The sequence below is a fragment of the Egbenema bharatensis FJBBOT/2019 genome (genome assembly GCF_048077055.1).
Classification (GTDB): domain Bacteria; phylum Cyanobacteriota; class Cyanobacteriia; order Elainellales; family Elainellaceae; genus Egbenema; species Egbenema bharatensis.
In genome coordinates this window covers 1,386,523-1,403,297 of record NZ_CP182236.1, presented here as the reverse complement: position 1 = coordinate 1,403,297, position 16,775 = coordinate 1,386,523, and the positions used below count along the sequence as shown (strand labels likewise).

At 51.2% G+C, this 16,775-nt stretch carries 11 protein-coding genes; 3 read left to right on the top strand and 8 right to left on the bottom strand.

Going from position 1 to position 16,775, the window contains the following annotated elements:
* The first annotated feature begins 38 nt into the window (after window positions 1–38).
* The gene (psbA, locus tag ACM1PF_RS06630) at window positions 39–1,100 is read left to right on the top strand and encodes a photosystem II q(b) protein (protein WP_416671627.1); all 1,062 of its coding nucleotides are present in this window, start codon (window positions 39–41) and stop codon (window positions 1,098–1,100) included.
* Between the two features lie 193 nt (window positions 1,101–1,293).
* On the opposite strand, the gene ACM1PF_RS06625 is transcribed toward psbA, so the two are convergent.
* From ACM1PF_RS06625 to sppA, 7 genes are all read right to left on the bottom strand, one after another.
* Window positions 1,294–1,974, bottom strand: a complete 681-nt coding sequence (locus ACM1PF_RS06625; protein ID WP_416673369.1) for a DUF4340 domain-containing protein — start codon at window positions 1,972–1,974, stop codon at window positions 1,294–1,296.
* 33 nt (window positions 1,975–2,007) lie between these two features.
* A complete protein-coding gene (locus ACM1PF_RS06620; protein ID WP_416673367.1) occupies window positions 2,008–2,844 on the bottom strand; it encodes a Gldg family protein in 837 nt (278 codons plus the stop codon).
* Window positions 2,778–3,689 (bottom strand): DUF7088 domain-containing protein, encoded by a 912-nt coding sequence (locus ACM1PF_RS06615; protein WP_416673365.1) that lies wholly within the window; start codon window positions 3,687–3,689, stop codon window positions 2,778–2,780. The genes ACM1PF_RS06620 and ACM1PF_RS06615 overlap by 67 nt, the downstream gene beginning before the upstream one ends.
* A 61-nt stretch (window positions 3,690–3,750) precedes the next feature.
* On the bottom strand, window positions 3,751–4,551 hold the full coding sequence (locus ACM1PF_RS06610; RefSeq protein WP_416673362.1) for an ABC transporter permease: 801 nt from the start codon (window positions 4,549–4,551) through the stop codon (window positions 3,751–3,753).
* 21 nt (window positions 4,552–4,572) lie between these two features.
* Window positions 4,573–5,631 carry an ABC transporter ATP-binding protein gene (locus ACM1PF_RS06605; RefSeq protein WP_416673360.1) on the bottom strand — a complete coding sequence of 353 codons (1,059 nt, stop codon included), beginning with the start codon at window positions 5,629–5,631 and terminating at the stop codon, window positions 4,573–4,575.
* Window positions 5,632–5,921: 290 nt separating this feature from the next.
* Window positions 5,922–6,311: a chorismate mutase gene (gene aroH, locus ACM1PF_RS06600; RefSeq protein ID WP_416673357.1), complete on the bottom strand. Its 390-nt coding sequence runs from the start codon at window positions 6,309–6,311 to the stop codon at window positions 5,922–5,924.
* Between the two features lie 203 nt (window positions 6,312–6,514).
* On the bottom strand, window positions 6,515–7,378 hold the full coding sequence (gene sppA / locus ACM1PF_RS06595) for a signal peptide peptidase SppA (RefSeq protein ID WP_416673354.1): 864 nt from the start codon (window positions 7,376–7,378) through the stop codon (window positions 6,515–6,517).
* A 362-nt stretch (window positions 7,379–7,740) separates the two neighbouring features.
* Here sppA and ACM1PF_RS06590 point away from each other — a divergent pair, with 362 nt between their 5' ends.
* Window positions 7,741–8,703, top strand: coding sequence for a Cof-type HAD-IIB family hydrolase (locus tag ACM1PF_RS06590; protein WP_416673351.1), 963 nt, complete (start codon window positions 7,741–7,743; stop codon window positions 8,701–8,703).
* Window positions 8,704–8,711: 8 nt separating this feature from the next.
* Here the strand turns inward: ACM1PF_RS06590 and ACM1PF_RS06585 are convergent, their stop codons facing one another.
* Window positions 8,712–9,293, bottom strand: coding sequence for a thioredoxin family protein (locus ACM1PF_RS06585; RefSeq protein ID WP_416673348.1), 582 nt, complete (start codon window positions 9,291–9,293; stop codon window positions 8,712–8,714).
* A 581-nt stretch (window positions 9,294–9,874) separates the two neighbouring features.
* Here ACM1PF_RS06585 and ACM1PF_RS06580 point away from each other — a divergent pair.
* Window positions 9,875–16,600 (top strand): Calx-beta domain-containing protein, encoded by a 6,726-nt coding sequence (locus tag ACM1PF_RS06580; RefSeq protein WP_416673345.1) that lies wholly within the window; start codon window positions 9,875–9,877, stop codon window positions 16,598–16,600.
* Window positions 16,601–16,775 lie beyond the last annotated feature (175 nt).

The window sequence follows — 16,775 nt, the reverse complement described above, 5'->3', positions numbered from 1 at the left end:
TTCATCAAATTTTGATTGTTCAAGCACTCATTGGAATTATGACAACAACCTTACAGAGACGCGAAAGCGCAAATCTGTGGGAGCAGTTCTGCAACTGGGTGACCAGCACCGAAAACCGCCTCTACATTGGCTGGTTCGGCGTACTGATGATTCCCACCCTGCTGGCTGCCACCACCTGCTTCATCATCGCCTTCATCGCTGCTCCTCCTGTGGACATTGATGGCATCCGTGAGCCTGTTGCAGGTTCCCTGATGTACGGCAACAACATCATCTCCGGCGCAGTAGTCCCCTCCTCCAACGCCATTGGACTGCACTTCTACCCGATTTGGGAAGCCGCTAGCTTAGACGAATGGCTCTACAACGGTGGTCCTTACCAGTTCATCGTGTTCCACTTCCTGATTGGCGTGTTCTGCTACATGGGACGGGAATGGGAACTGAGCTACCGCTTGGGCATGCGTCCGTGGATCTGCGTCGCCTACTCTGCGCCTGTAGCAGCAGCGACTGCAGTGTTCTTGATCTACCCGATCGGACAGGGTTCCTTCTCAGACGGGATGCCGTTGGGTATTAGCGGTACGTTCAATTTCATGTTTGTGTTCCAGGCAGAGCACAACATTCTGATGCACCCGTTCCACATGCTGGGCGTAGCTGGCGTGTTCGGCGGCAGCTTGTTCAGTGCGATGCACGGTTCGTTGGTGACTTCCAGCTTAGTGCGTGAGACGACCGAGAACGAGTCCCAGAACTACGGTTACAAGTTCGGACAAGAAGAAGAGACCTACAACATCGTGGCAGCGCACGGCTACTTTGGACGGTTGATCTTCCAATATGCGAGCTTCAACAACTCCCGTAGCTTGCACTTCTTCCTGGGTGCATGGCCGGTAGTAGGGATCTGGTTCACGGCATTGGGTATCAGCACGATGGCGTTCAACCTGAACGGGTTCAACTTCAACCAGAGCATCATTGATTCTCAGGGACGAGTGATCGGTACTTGGGCGGATGTGTTGAACCGTGCGAACCTGGGGATGGAAGTGATGCACGAGCGGAATGCGCACAACTTCCCCCTCGACCTGGCAACGGTGAAGGCTCCTGAGATTGTTGGCTAGGTAGCTGACTTCGACCGAGCACAAAATTAGTCCGAAGGGTTCTTCCGAAAGGGGGAACCCTTTTTGGTGCTTGATAGTTTGTTAAGACGATCGAAGTCAGAATGGATTTCTGATCTGTAGCGGAATTTCGCAAATCGGTATCAGAACCATCAGTAATTTCTTGGAGGAATTTATTTCAGAGCAATTATTCCGATTATTCTGCCTCTGGTGTCGGAGATACTTCTGCTTCAGGCGTGGCTTCTGCCTCTTCTGGGGATGCTTCTGGTTCTGGCGCAGCTTCTGCCTCTTCTGGTTCAGCTTCCGGCTCAACCTCTGGTTCGATCGCCACAGGTTGTTTCCACTCTTCGTAGGGACGACCCACTGCATTTTCAAAGTTGGGTGGCACCAAAAACACGTCCAATTCCTCTGCCGCTTCCGGTGGATCAACCAGAGCATAGAGGGAAGTCTGGTTAAAGTCGTATCCACCCAGCACAAGCCTATGGGTTTCTTCGTTCTCCAGCGTCACCTCCACCGTTGCCAGAGGTTCATCCAGCCCAAAATCAGCTACATCCGCTGCCGCCACCGTCACCGATCGCGGACTTCGAGCTGTTGCCATCTGATTCAGTAGAAATGCGATCGAGGCATCACTGGCGGGAGTTTGTTCAGGAGATACCATTTGCCAGCCCGCATCGGTGCGATCGAATTCAAACAAATCGGTCTGAGTTTCCAACCGCACGGACTGAACTTCACGTTCAATAAATGAAAAAAGTTCCTGGGGTTCCTCCTCCTCCGTCTGGGCAGATCTGGGTTCATTCGTTTGCACCGTCACCACTGTCACCAGTCCAAGCAGTAAGGCCACCAGTACTAAACCGATCGTTGTAGGTTTAACCTTCATGGGGATTTTGGATTTTAGATTTTGGATTTTGAACTATCTTCTGCGCCACCAGACAAAGGCGGCTGCCAGAATGCCAGCGAGGGGAAGAACTGCGATCGCCAACAGGGCCGCCGAAAGCTGCTGGATGGGAGTCATCAGAATCCGCCGATTGGTCATTTCCCTGGGACGAATCGATAGCACCTCATCATCGTTCTGACTCAACCAACTGACCGAATTCAGAAACACATCCCCGTTCAACTGCTGCTCAAACAGGCGGTTCCCGGCAAAACTGGCATTGCCAATCACCACCAACCGTGCCTGCGGATTTCCCGCCAGGTCTTCCAGTTCCTCTGTACCTTCCGGTTCTTCTAACGCTTCCCCTGCTTCATCTGCTTCATCTGCTTCATCTGCTTCATTCGTTGCCCCGTCCGCCGTTTCGTTCGGCAAATCCCGGCTCAAAGCCAACCCTAAATTGAATGGCCCCCTCGGATCGGTTTCTGGGTCAAATTCTAGTTCTCCCGATTCTCCTAATCGATGGGCTTCCGTTCGATCGCTGGTTACAAGGAGCTGCACAGCCTCCACTTCGGGAATCTCTGCCGTTTCCAGAGGACGGGCAAGGGGAAAGAAAGAAATGCCGTTACCAAAGCCGCGGGTGATGGGATGATCCCCATACTGATTCACGATCGTTACACCCAAACCTAACCCCGATGCTTCTCCAGCCGGATCGATTACAATCCGATCGTTGAGTCGGACTCCCCATTCTTCCAATAACGGGTTCAAGCCAAAGTCCACCTGAGGATTATTCGGTTCAGTTTGGGGATCGATCAAGAGCAGCACACCGCCCCGCTGTTGCAGGTGCGATCGCAGGGCATTGATTTCAGCTTCCAGCAACGGTCGCTGAGGCCGGCCACTACCACTACGCCAGCATCCTCTGGAACCACGGGATTCTCCGCTAAATTTAATGGCTCTACCCCGAAGCCCTCTTCACTGAGGCTCGCCTGCACCTGTGCATAGCCGCCCTGTCCTTCAGTTAATTCCCGTTCGCCATGCCCTTGCAGGAAGTACACTTTTTGCTCTTGAATGCTGTTGATTTGAGCTAACCCGTTGGTTAACCGTCGTTCCGAGAGCCGTTCCTGAGCGTTAATCGTTTGAATAAATCGTTGAGTATTGCCCGACTCCAGATAGACTTCACCAAAGGTCTGTACGCCAAACTGTTGAGCCACACCGGGCTGGGCCTGCGGATCAACGTACTCATAGCTAAACTGATCCGTTTCCCGGCGGTAGTTCTCCAACAACTGGCGATCGATCGGGTCGGGCGATTGGGCAAATATGACGGCTCGAACGGGTTGCTCTAACTGCTGGACCGTCAGTTGGGACTGAGGAGCCAGGGTAAACATCTGGTTTTCAGTGAGGTCAATGCGGGCCCCATGACGGGCAGCCAAAAAGTTAATCAGCCCCAGAATCACCAGCATCGCCAGAGTAGCAATAATCGCATTGGTTCCTTCCTGGGTCGATCGCCGGGCCCAGAACCCCCTTTGTGTTGCCCCTTGCCATACTAGCCAGACGAGTCCCAACAGTACCCCTGTCACCACTAATCCGGCTGGAATCCCTGTCCAACCTGCGATCGCGCCTGCGGTCAGCCCCATCACAATCAACACCGGACTGAGCCAAAACAGGTACTTTAGAGCCTGCCAATTCAGGGGCTTCCAATTGAAAGATTTGAGCTTCTTTGCCATAGGAAAAAGAGGAAAATACTGTTACGTTGGGCTGAACCCAGTGGAACCGGGTCGCAGCACGTCAAGAACGCTGGAATCGTAAGGCTTCGATCGATTGTGCCGTCAGAAATACGCCCAGCAAAATATAGCTAATGAACAAAAGAATGCTGCTGACATCCAGGATTCCCTGCGTCAGGTTGTTGTAGTTGCGAATCAAGGAGAGATGGGTTAAGGCATCGCCGATCGGCCCACCAATTCCGGCGGCAACTAGATCAATAACCCACAGAAGCAGAATCAGCGCAAAGGTGAGAATTGCCGCCAGAATGGTGCTATCGGTTAGGGAGGAAACAAACATTCCCAGAGACAAGATCGCCGCTGCCATTAAAACTAACCCAATGTGCCCCATAATCAGGACATCGGGTCGAACAGGGGGATCTGCCGCGCCCAGGGCAATACTCTGGTAAATCAGCAGGGGAAACACCATTGAAACGAAAAAGGTGACAACGCCCAGAAGCTTACCTAATGCCACAGCCCAGTTCGTAATGGGTGAAGTTGCTAATAGCTCCAACGTGCCGCGCTTGCGTTCTTCGGCATACAGCCCCATCGACAGCATCGGCAGGACAAACAGCGATAGCGAGCCAAGCACCCCCAGAAAAAAGCTGAGAAACTGATACGCCACATCGATCGGCGGATCGGTAATGCCTAACTGATCGCGTAAGGCCGCCTGGGCAATCAGTCCTTGTTCTCCCAGGAGAATTGCCATAAAGAAAAAGCCGCTCAGAAGCCAGAATACTCCTGCAATCAAATAGGCAAAGGGCGAAGCAAAATAGCTCTGGAGTTCTCGGCGATAGATCGCCATGACGTTGGCAAAAATCATTCCCATTTCAGTGACTTTTCCTCCTGATTAATTGGCCTGGGCATCCTCAGGTGAATCAAGGTTCGTTTCCAGGTTTGCCTCTGAAACACTCGATCGCAGTTCTTCTGCGTTTTCTGCACTATTCCTGTCTGGCTCTCCGGCAATTTTTTCTTCGGTTGTGAGTTCCAGAAACACATCTTCCAAACTGGCTTGCAATCGCCGCATTTCATACAATCCCAATCCAGAACGCACTACCATAGCTGCCAATTCACGCCCCGGATCAAATCCAGATTGAGTGGTCACCCGCAATCGATGGCGACGATTTCCCATCCGCCGATCGCGTAACACTTCAACGGTTTGAATTCCCGCCAGGGACTGGAGGCGCGATACCAAGCCTTCCATATTGCCGTCAATCTCTAGCTCATACCCGGTTCCTTCTGCCAACTGGGCCAGGAGTTGTTCCGGCGTGTTCGTGGCTACAATCTTGCCTCGATTAATAATGGCGACACGGTCACAGGTCATGCTGACCTCTGGCAGGATGTGAGTAGACAAAATGATGGTGTGATCGCCCGCCAAACTCTTAATCAGGTTGCGTACATCGATAATTTGGCGCGGATCCAGACCGACTGTTGGCTCATCCAGGATAATCGCTGGCGGATCATGGACGATCGCCTGGGCAATGCCGACCCGCTGCCGAAACCCTTTAGACAGCTTGCGAATCAGCACATTTCGTTTACTCAGCAAATTACAGCGGGTCATCGCGGATACAACTCGCTTAGGGCGATCGCCTGCGGCCATTCCCTTGATCCGTCCCACAAAATGCAGGAAGGCTTCCACCGTCATATCGGGGTAAAGAGGTGGGGTTTCCGGTAAATAGCCGATTTGTTGGCGTACCGTCATGGAATGCTCATGCACATCGAACTTTGCAATTCGGGCCGTACCACTCGTTGCCGGAAGATACCCCGTCAAAATTCGCATCGTTGTGGTTTTTCCAGCCCCATTTGGCCCCAGAAACCCCAAAATTTCCCCTTTTTCCACCGAAAAGGTGACATCTTCGATCGCAGGGTTTGTGCCGTAGATTTTGCTTAAGTGTTCAGCTTCGATCATAGGAGGACTGAGGACTGAGGACTGAGTAGGAAATTAGAAGAGAGGATAGAAGATGAGGGGTGTGACTTTCGCCTTCTACCTTTCGCCTGATCAAGTGCAAATACTGCTTATGTAAGTTACAGACATCGGGGACGATCGCCTATCGTAGACGACCGCAACGCATTGTAACTAAAACAACAGCGATCGTGCAGAGTCTTTACAATTGCCTTGATTCAATTCACCGCCCCCAAAAGATCAGCCTACAAGCTGTAAGCCACTCAATCACTGACTTCCCACGCTTTGTTGTTTGACTAATCCCCCACAGTGGCCACACTCAAATCAGGGCGTAAATGTTGCGCTTGCCGCAGATAGGAGTGGTGAATCTTCACAAATGGATCGGGAACATTAATGTGGATCAGGCAGCGGATGCAGCGTTCCAGGCTATTTTTAACGTACATCTGCTGTACGTCTAATAACGGTACATTCTGCCAGTGGGGCCGCTGTTCCCGGGCGATCGAAGCGGGGAAAATGGCATCTAAATCGCGGGTGACGGAAAAAGTGACGCTAACAATATCGTCGGGGTCAATTTGATTATGTCGCTCCAGATCATTCAGTAACTCTATAACCGCTTCCCGAATTGCCTCGATCGAATTTTCGGATGCGGTTGTCGCCCCCCGAATTGCCCTCACTTTCCAGCCCACGCGCGTATCCTCCTTTTTATTAATTTGAGTTTTTTAGGTTTGCAAAATAAGTTTGCAGAAAATAAGAATGAAGTATCCAAAGGATAAAGGACAAAGCAAACCTTCAGCCATGCTAACGGCTCAAGCCAGTATGCTAAAACCCCAGGCTGCTGACTTTGCTCAATTTTTATTTCAAATGCTTTGCCCTTTATCCTTTTCTTGCTTTACGGTCTATATAGCCACAATGGCAAGCCGCTGGTGGTCAGTTCAAATTCTAACCATTCCATGCCCGCTAGCACGCCCGGAGGCAAATGATTCAGGTTGAGCAACGTTCCACTTGCGCCACTGGCGACCTGCCCACGTCCAGGAATCAACCGATTGATCAGAGGTTTGCGTTCCTCCAGGGTGTAGCACTCGGCTTTTTCCGGATCAAGCCCTGCCAGTTCGGCGGCCCACCGTCGGGCATCTTCTTCAGTCCCCAGTCGATCGACCACACCCAGTTCCACTGCCTGCTGTCCGGTGAAGATGCGACCATCAGCAAAACTCCGCACCGTTTCGACTGACAATTTTCTGGACTCCGCCACTGTTTGCACAAATTGCTGATAGCTGGTATCAATCAACTCTTGCAAAATGTTTTGTTCCGGTTCCGTCAGTTGGCGATCGAAGGCCAAAATGTCCTTGTAGGGGCCGGACTTAATCACCTTGAATGACACTCCAACTTTATCCAACAACCGCTCCAGGTTATTGCCCCGCAAAATCACGCCGATGCTGCCGGTAATCGTGCCGGGATTCGCCATAATATGATGTGCTCCCATGCCGATATACACACCACCGGACGCTGAAATGTTGCCAAAACTGGCGATAATCTTGACTTTCTCGCCCAACCGCTTCAGGGCTTCATAAATTTCCTGAGAATCGCCAACGGTTCCTCCAGGGCTATCAATCCGCAGCAGCAACGCCGGAAATTTTCTCTCTTTAATTGTTTCAATTGCCTCTAGAACATGCTTACGGGTTGATCCGGCAATCACTCCCGATACTTCAATCCGCGCAATTTGCTTACGAAAACGAGGCTTAAAAGGCCAAACCATGAGTCGTTAACCAAAAATAATAGAGTGAGGTGGTCGATTTGCTTACATCAAGCTGAATTCTAGTGTGCCTTATCTGGGGGGAGAAAGGTGAGGCGTAGGGAATGGGGGGAGTAGGGGCGAATCGTGATTCGCCCGTAAAGGAAGTGGGGAATCAGAACCCAGTTCCCGATCAGCCATAGCGCAGCCAGCGTTCGACTGAGCTCACGCCGAAGTCTTGCCTGCCAATCAATCTCGCCTCACCTACCAGTTATCCCAATCTTGTCTGGGCAGTCGAGCAGGGCATAAACAGGTCATAACAGGTGCTCCCAACAACTTTAGTGATTCAACCTTTTCATCCATACTTTAATGGGTTCGTGATTTAAATGAGCCATGTTCAAGTCGGCCATATTCAAGTCAGCCATATTCAAGAGAGCAACATTGTGAGTGACGTAACGCAAAGTCCTTCATCTGAGCAAACACCATCCGCCCAACCCTCTACCGCTTCCCTTGCCTCAGTCCCCCAGGAAATTCGGCTAATTGTCCTTGATCTGGATGGGACAACAGTGGGAGAAACCAATGAAATTCAGCCTGTGGTCAAGCAGGCAATTCAGGCGGTGCGGCAAAAGGGAGTACAGGTGGCGATCGCAACGGGACGAATGTATCGATCGGCGTTGCGCTTTTATCAAGATCTTGACTTGAACTTACCGTTGATGGCGTACCAGGGGGCTTATATCAAAAGTCCTGGGACGGATGAACTCCATCGGCATTTAACGGTTCCCAAGTCCCAAGTCATGGAACTGCTGGATCTGTTGCTTCAGCCAGATTTGCAAGAAACTTTATCGGTGCATCTTTATATTGATGACAATCTCTATGTCCAGGAAGAGAGAGCGGAAACCAGGGATTATGCAGAACGGAGTCAGGTACAGCCGATTCCGGTGGGAGATTTTCGCCAATTTCTCAAGGCTGAACCCACTAAAATTCTGGCGCTCAGTGAAGATATTGACCTGATCGATCGCCTGCTCACCTCCCTCAAGACGCGGTACACCACGACGGAATTGTACTTAACCAAGTCGGTGGATACCTTCCTGGAGGCAACCCATCCCCTGGTCAACAAAGGAACCGCTGTACAATACCTGGCGGAAGAGTTGCTGGGATTGACCGCTGCCAATGTGATGACCATCGGTGATAACTTTAATGACCTGGAAATGATTGAATATGCTGGGATTGGCGTGGCAATGGGCAGCGCCCCCGATCGCGTCAAGTCCTTTGCGAATTGGGTGGCACCGACGGTAGAGGCGGATGGCGTTGCAGCGGCGATCGAGGAATTTGTCTTGAGCCAGCTTTAACCCAGGCGTTAACCAAAGTAAGGCGGCTCGTTGCCCTGCTTCCACTTGATGTTGCAGCCAATACTCGGCTTTTGCTCCGAGGGAACCGATCGATCGCTGAGAACTGCATCGATCGCAGCTCGCAAATCTTTGCCTGTAACGGGTTGACTGTTTCCGGGGCGGCTGTCGTCCAGTTGACCGCGATACACTAAGGTGCGATCGCCATCAAACAAGAAGAAGTCCGGTGTACAGGCTGCCGTATAGGTTTTGGCAACTTCCTGAGTTGCGTCGTAGCACAGGGGGAAGGTGAATCCTAGTTCGGTTGCCATCGCCTTGAGCGAATCCGGGGCATCATCGGGATAGTTCTCGGCATCATTGGCACTGATCGCCAAAATCCCTAAGTCTGTATCAACATAATCCTGACCCATTTTTGCCAACTCCGCCTGAACGTGCTTCACAAACGGACAGTGCCGACAGATAAACATGATCAGCAGGGCTTTTTTGCCAGTAAACGAACTTAAGGAAATGGTTTCGCCTGAAACGGTGTCGGGTAGGTGAAATTCTGGAGCTTTCGTGCCCAATGCCAGCATGGTGGATGCGGTTCTGACCATGATTGGTGTCCTTCTGCGATCGACTGTGTAATTACACTACTCCTGATCCTACCGAGAAATTTGTCCTTCCATTTCTGGCTGCGTGGGTTTGGTGAATTGCCCGCAAGGGACGATCGGCAGGCAAAACGCTGGCGCTATGGATGTTTGAGAATTTCAACCCTGACAACCACCATTTCCCCCCTTCCGATTCTTTCCTGCTCACCTCCGTATCTTTTCGATGAATTTCTGCCTGAAAGTCATGAAGTTCCTGAAAAACATACTGCGTAGTGATATTTCTGTATTTCTTCGGGGAAAGTTGATATTAACCGCGATTCATTCTCGAATAACGCTGTTTCTTCTATTTTCGTCCAAGCTACTTTAAGTCTCATTCAATTTTGTAAATTGCGTTCAAACTGCTCCAATGTAGAAATTTCTGGCATCTAAAAATTAGCGAACGGTCAGTGCCAATCGTTGTGTGCTGGATGTAATCGGTGGTTACATTCACAACTGTGGTGTTTTGGCGATTCTGTGCTGCGGTTTTTTAGATACCCAGGTTTTTACGTGATCCTGCATCTTGTTTTTTCCCTGGAGGCTTCTCACCCATGGCTGGCGCGATCGTTAAAACTACTCAGCAAAAGCATCTGACCGCTTCATCTCAAACGGCTACTGAATCAACTCCGTCCCAACGCAAGGTGAAAGCGGGACGATCGCGGGCTGCCAATCAGGTGCATTTACTGGTGGTGATTGATCCAGGAGTTGAAGACTATCAAACTCTGGCAGCGGGCGTGGTTGAAGGCGCAACGGTATTGATCTTAGATCCCGATCGAGATGGCATTACACAAATCACGGATTACCTCCACTCCCACTTCCCACTCCCCACTCCCTACGCCCTCCACCTGATCGCCCACGGTTCCCCCGGCAGCCTCTCTTTAGGGAATACGCCTCTCAGCCTGGAAACCCTCGATCGCTACAGTTGGGATCTGCAATCCTGGTTTCCCACTCCCCATTCCCCACTCCCCATTCCCCACTCCCTCTTCCTCTACGGCTGCAACGTTGCCCAGGGCGATCGGGGTAAATCGTTTGTTAAACAGATTCAACTTCTGACCGGAGCCAGTGTCGCGGCTTCAACCACTGCGATCGGTCATGCGGAGTTGGGGGGAAATTGGGAACTGGATTATCATCTGGGTTCTGTGCGATCGGAGTTAGCGTTGCAGCCAGAAATCCAAGCGCAGTATCCCCATACCCTTCATTTGACTTGGGATGCAGCCAACACGTTGCCAAATAACTCTCCTAATATCTCTGGGCAGCATGGTTTGGAAATCTATGGCAACTTCCTCTACGTCACTGACACTTCTGGTGGTAACATCGACATTTACCAAATCAATGCGGTGACTGGGAGCCTAACCTACACCGCTTCCTTTGGTTCGGGAGGGAGTGGTACCGATCAGTTCAGTCTACCGGTCGACTTAGCCTTTTTCTCCACTTCTGGTGGGCAAACCAAAGCCTATGTGCCAGATCGGGGGAACCGACGCATTGTGGCATTAAATGTTGACTCTACAACGGGTATGCTCACTTGGGATGCAGCCAACACGTTGCCAAACAACTCTCCCAATATCTCTGGGCCGGTTGGTTTGGAAATCTATGGCAACTTCCTCTACGTCACTGACACTTCTGGTGGTAACATCGACATTTACCAAATCAATGCGGTGACTGGGGGCTTAACCTACACCGCTTCCTTTGGTTCAGAAGGGAGTGACACTGATCAGTTTAGCTACCCGATCGACCTAGCCTTTTTCTCCACGTCTGGCGGGCAAACCAAGGCCTATGTGCCAGATCAGGGGAACCGACGCATTGCCGTGTTAAATGTTGACCCAGCTACAGGTACGCTCACTTGGGATGCAGCCAGCACGTTGCCAAACAACTCTCCCAATATCACTGGGCAGCGTGGTTTGGAAATCTATGGCAACTTCCTCTACGTCACTGACTCTTCTGGTCATAACATCGACATTTACCAAATTGATGCGGTGACTGGGGATTTAACCTACACCTCTTCCTTTGGTTCAGGAGGGAGTGGTACCGATCAGTTCAGTCTACCGATCGACTTAGCCTTTTTCTCCACCTCTGGTGGGCAAACCAAAGCCTATGTGCCAGATAATGGAAATCGACGCATTGTGGTACTGGATGTTAACCCACCACCAGTCGTCAGCACCGTTAGCCTAACTGCTCCTGATTCCACCGCCACCGAAGCGGGCGATACCGGAGTCTATCGCATCAGCCGTACCGGAACCGCAGGCAATCTCACAGTCAACCTTTCCATTGCAGGAACGAGCACCGCATCCGCAACGGACTACACTCTGAGCAGTGGCAATGCCACAATGTCTGGTTCCAATGTGACAGTGACCATTCCTGACGGCCAGAGCTTTGTGGATGTCACCCTCACTGCCATTAGCGATAACAAAGCCGAACCGGACGAAGCCCTGCGACTGGAACTGGCGGCTGGTGATTATGCGATCGACCCTGATGCGAACAATGCCACCATTACTATCCTGGCGAACGAATTTGTTGTCACAAATACCAACGACGCTGGTGAAGGTTCTCTCCGCCAGGCAATGCTCAACATTAATGCTTTAGGCGGCGGTACGATCACCTTTGCCATTCCTACCACCGATCCAGGTTATAACGCGACCACTGAAATCTACACGATCAACCTCCAGTCTGGCTTACCGGAAATTACTCAAACTGTAACGATCGACGGTCGAAGCCAGGCGGGATTCGCTGAAACCCCTGTTATTGAGCTAAACGGAACCAGTGCAGGCAATACAGCAGGTTTGATCCTGGGAGTGGGTTCGGATGGCAGCACCATTCAAGGTTTGATCATCAACAACTTTGAGGGAGCTGGAATTGTTGCTAACGGCGACAACCACACGATTCAGGGCAACACGATTCGTGAAAACAACGGTACAGGAATTACCGTCTACGGCAGTGGAGTCGCCATTCAAAGGAATGCGATTCACTCCAACACAGGCTTAGGCATTGACTTAGGTGGAGATGGAGTCACCGCCAATGATCTCGGTGATGCGGATACCGGAGCCAATGGGTTGCAAAACTTCCCCATTCTCACTGGCGTTTCAACAGACGGGACGAACACCTACATCGCCGGAACTTTTAACAGTACCCCCAATTCCACCTTCCGCATCGAGTTCTTTGCCAATTCCGCCCTTGATCCCTCTGGGCATGGAGAAGGTCAGAACTTTATTGGTTTTATCGATGTCACGACAAATGCCAGCGGTGATGCCAGCTTTACTCACAGTTTCCCCACTTCAATCTCCATTGGTCAGTTCATTACAACCACCGCAACGGATTCGGCAAATAATACCTCAGAATTTTCAGCAGGAGTGTCCGTCGGCAGCACCCTCCCATTCCTGAGCGTTGTCATCAATGAGATTGCCTGGATGGGAACCCAGGCTGATGCAGCCCACGAGTGGCTTGAGTTATACAATCCCACCGGCAGCGCGATCGACTTGACCGGGTGGACATTAACTGACGGAAATGATATCAATATCGCCTTAAGTGGGACGATCGCCGTAGGGGGTTACTTTCTCCTAGAACGTGGAGATACAAGCGTTAGTGACATCATTGCAGATCAAATCTATACGGGCGAACTCAGCAATAGCGGGGAAACATTAAGGCTGATAGCCGCTGATGGTCGAGTTGTTGATATCGTCAATGAAGATGGGGGAGCCTGGGCGGCTGGGGTGAACGCAGCAACGGGACGCTTCACGATGGAGCGGATCGACCCAACGATCGCCGGAATTGATTCCAACTGGCGCACCAATGATGGGCTAACTCGTGAGGGAATTGACGCAGCAGCAGATCCAATTTACGGTACGCCAAAAGCGGCAAACTCTGCTGGAGCAATTCCGGTAATCAGTATCAGCAATGCTAGCGTTACAGAAGGCAACACGGGAACGACCACGGCATCCTTCACAGTTACTCTCTCCCACGCCACCAGCCAGGCGGTTACTGTCACCTACGCGACTGAAGATGGGACAGCCACCACGGCAGATGGGGATTATGTAGGTATCCCTGCCACAACATTGACTTTTGCTCCTGGTGAAACCAGTAAAACGATTAATGTCATCATCAACGGAGATAATAAACACGAAGCGAATGAAACCTTCCAGGTCAAGCTGAGTGCAGCAAATAATGCCACAATTAATCCTGATGCTGCGATCGGAACCGGCACAATTTTGAACGACGACGGACAACCGATCGTATCCATCAGTCCAGCCACGATCGCAGTCAACGAAGGAGATAGCGGAAAAACAACCCTCACCTTCACCGTGACGCTATCTAACCCCAGCGATGAAGTCATTGAGATTGCCTACGCGACCATAGATGGGACGGGCAGGGCATTCGATTTAGACTATGACGAGATTTTTGATAACCTCATTTTTAACCCCGGACAACCCCTCAGCCAAGTCGTTACAGTAGACATCAACGGCGATACGAAATTTGAGCCAGATGAAACATTTGAAGTCCAGCTCATCAGCGCAACCAATGCCACTGTTAGCGCAACCGAATCGACCAGCATTGTCACCATTCTAAATGACGACTCACGCCCAGCTATCTCCATTAACCCGATTGAGGTTTCCCGTGTAGAAGGCAATGGTGCTTCGATCGCCTATACCTTCACCGTCAGCCTGTCCAATGCCAGTAGTGAAGTCATTACCGTTAACTACAGCACTCAGGATGGAACGGCGATCGCAGGCGAAGATTACATTGCTGCCAGTGGGACGTTGACCTTTAATCCGGGGGCAGCCTTGAGCCAGACGATTGCGGTTCTGGTCAATGGCGATAATATCTATGAAGACGATGAGACTTTCTTGGTTCGGCTCGACAATTCAACCAACGCTACGATTAATCCAGAATTTCAGCAGGCCACAGGAATCATTCTGAACGATGACCCGATACCCACGGTGTCAATCAGTCCAGCCATTGTCAGCCATCAGGAAGGCGACAGCGATACGGTTGCCTATGTTTTCACCGTCAGCCTGTCCAATCCCAGCGACAGACCCATCACCATTTCCTACTCAACCAATGACGGTACAGCAACGGTTGCCGATCATGATTACATCGCTAACGACGGTACGCTCACCTTTAATCCCGGCGATCCCCTGACTCAAACCATCACCGTCCTGGTGAAGGGAGATACCACCTACGAACAAGCTGAAACCTTTACCGTGCGTCTGAACGATGCCATAAATGCCAATATCAATTCAGCCAGTGCAGTGGGAGTCGGGGTCATCTTCAACGATGATCCAATCCCCAGCCTCAGCATCGATAATGTTTCGGTTCTGGAAGGGGATTCCGGCACCACGATCGCCACCTTCACGGTCAGTCTGTCCAATCCCAGCTACCAATCCATCACCGTCAACTACGCGACCCAGGATGGAACCGCCACCGTTGCCGATGGAGATTACTTAAGCCAAACCGGACAACTCACCTTTGCTCCGGGTGAAACCAGCCAGACGATCGCCATTACCATCAATAGCGACACCAAACGGGAAGCAGACGAAACCTTCAATCTGGTGTTGAGCAATCCCACAAACGCCACGCTTGAAACGGCCACTGGCATTGGCACAATCCTCAACGATGACGGCATTCCCGTCGTGACGATCGCACCTGCCCAGGCAACGTTCCTGGAAGGGAACAGTGGCACAACCCCTTACACCTTTACCGTCAGCCTGTCTAATCCCAGTGCGAATTCAGTCACAGTCAGCTACAGCACTCAAGACGGAACCGCCACCGTTGCTGATGGGGATTATCTTCGCAGTAGTGGAACGCTCACCTTTCGGGCGGGTGAAACTACAAAAACGATTACTGTCCTGGGTCAGGGAGACAACAGGTTTGAACTGGATGAAACCTTTCAGGTGAAGCTGAATCAGGCTACCAATGCAGTGATTGATCCGCAGGCAAATCTGGCAACAGGAACAATCCGCAACGACGATCGCCCCCCTACAGTCTCCTTCACGACTGACAAACAAATTGGCAAAGAAGGCGATCGACTGTTGATCACAGCACAACTCTCAGCGGTAGCAGGGGTCGATGTTACCGTTCCCCTCTCACTATCAGGTACAGCAACCAGCGGCAAAGACTACGCAATTAGCAGCAATTCCATCTTAATTCCAGCAGGCAAAACCAGTGCCAGTATGACGGTGAACTTGCTGAAGTCCAATCAGGATCAATCTGATGAAACCTTGATTGTGAAAATGGGCAATCCGGTCAATGCCACCCCTTCTAGCATCACAAGTCATGTTATCTATATTGACAAAACGATTTCATCGGGAGCAATTTTTGAGATTCTGCCCAATCTTCGGGAAACGAGTCTGGATGTCATCACGATTCAGTTCAACGAAGCCATCACTAACTTTACCCTCCGTGATCTAAATTTGACGCTGGATGGGCAACCCATTTCCCTGGAAGGAGCCGTTCTCACGACAACCGATCGCATTACCTGGACAGTCAGCAACCTGACCAGCGTGACGGAAATGGAGGGCATTTATCAACTGACGCTGAAAACCGGAACGATTACCGATTTAGCTGGCAATTTACTCACCGAATCTATCAGCAGTACCTGGATCACCGGACGCACAGGCAACGCAATACCTGAAATTAAGTTTAGAAAGGAAAAAAATGGAATTCTAACCCGCGGGACAAGCAAACCTGAGCTGATTCGGGGCAACTGGCGTAATGATGTGATCTATGGTGGGGATGGAAATGACACGTTGATTGGCGGTCGGGGTAAGCCTGGATTTGGACACGATCGCCTCTACGGGGGCAAGGGCAACGATCTCCTGGATGGCGGTAACGGCAACGATTCCCTGGATGGGGGTAAGGGAAATGATACCCTCTATGGTGGTAAAGGTCGGGACTTGCTGATTGGGGGCGAGGGCAACGATCGGCTGGTGGGCGGCCAGGGACACGATATTTTAATTGGGGGTAAAGGTAACGATACCCTCACCGGGGGTAAAGGTCGGGATATGTTTGTCTTCCATCGCTTAGATGAAGGAGTTGATCTAATCACGGATTTCAATCCCAACGAAGACCTGATCGACCTGCGCCGCATTTTTGCCAACCCGATCTACACTGCCGAAAACCGCTTTGCTCAGTTCCGCAAGTTTGTTCAACTGGAGCAGGTGGGCAGCAACACCGAAGTACGGATTGATGCCGACGGCAATGGCGAAGGCACAGCATTCACCTCGATCGCGGTTCTCAGAAACCGATCGGCCGACACCCTTCAGGTTCGCAACTTTGTCATGGGCTAATCATCTCCTGGGTAAATAAAATCTGGGCGATTCGCAAATCGCCCCTACCCTTATTCTGGGCGGTTGTAAGGGCGCACCGCAGTGCGCCCCTACCGGGGACGCTATTTTTCCGCATACCCCCTACCTTTATTCTGGGCGAACGCAAATCGCCCCTACCCTCCTCACTCCTCACTCC

Bases quoted from the DNA above. Each gene is read 5' to 3' on its own strand.
- psbA (WP_416671627.1), top strand. From the start codon at position 39: ATGACAACAACCTTACAGAGACGCGAAAGCGCAAATCTGTGGGAGCAG.
- ACM1PF_RS06625 (WP_416673369.1), bottom strand. From the start codon at position 1,974: ATGAAGGTTAAACCTACAACGATCGGTTTAGTACTGGTGGCCTTACTG.
- ACM1PF_RS06615 (WP_416673365.1), bottom strand. From the start codon at position 3,689: ATGGCAAAGAAGCTCAAATCTTTCAATTGGAAGCCCCTGAATTGGCAG.
- ACM1PF_RS06610 (WP_416673362.1), bottom strand. From the start codon at position 4,551: ATGGGAATGATTTTTGCCAACGTCATGGCGATCTATCGCCGAGAACTC.
- ACM1PF_RS06605 (WP_416673360.1), bottom strand. From the start codon at position 5,631: ATGATCGAAGCTGAACACTTAAGCAAAATCTACGGCACAAACCCTGCG.
- sppA (WP_416673354.1), bottom strand. From the start codon at position 7,378: ATGGTTTGGCCTTTTAAGCCTCGTTTTCGTAAGCAAATTGCGCGGATT.
- ACM1PF_RS06590 (WP_416673351.1), top strand. From the start codon at position 7,741: ATGAGCCATGTTCAAGTCGGCCATATTCAAGTCAGCCATATTCAAGAG.
- ACM1PF_RS06585 (WP_416673348.1), bottom strand. From the start codon at position 9,293: ATGGTCAGAACCGCATCCACCATGCTGGCATTGGGCACGAAAGCTCCA.
- ACM1PF_RS06580 (WP_416673345.1), top strand. From the start codon at position 9,875: ATGGCTGGCGCGATCGTTAAAACTACTCAGCAAAAGCATCTGACCGCT.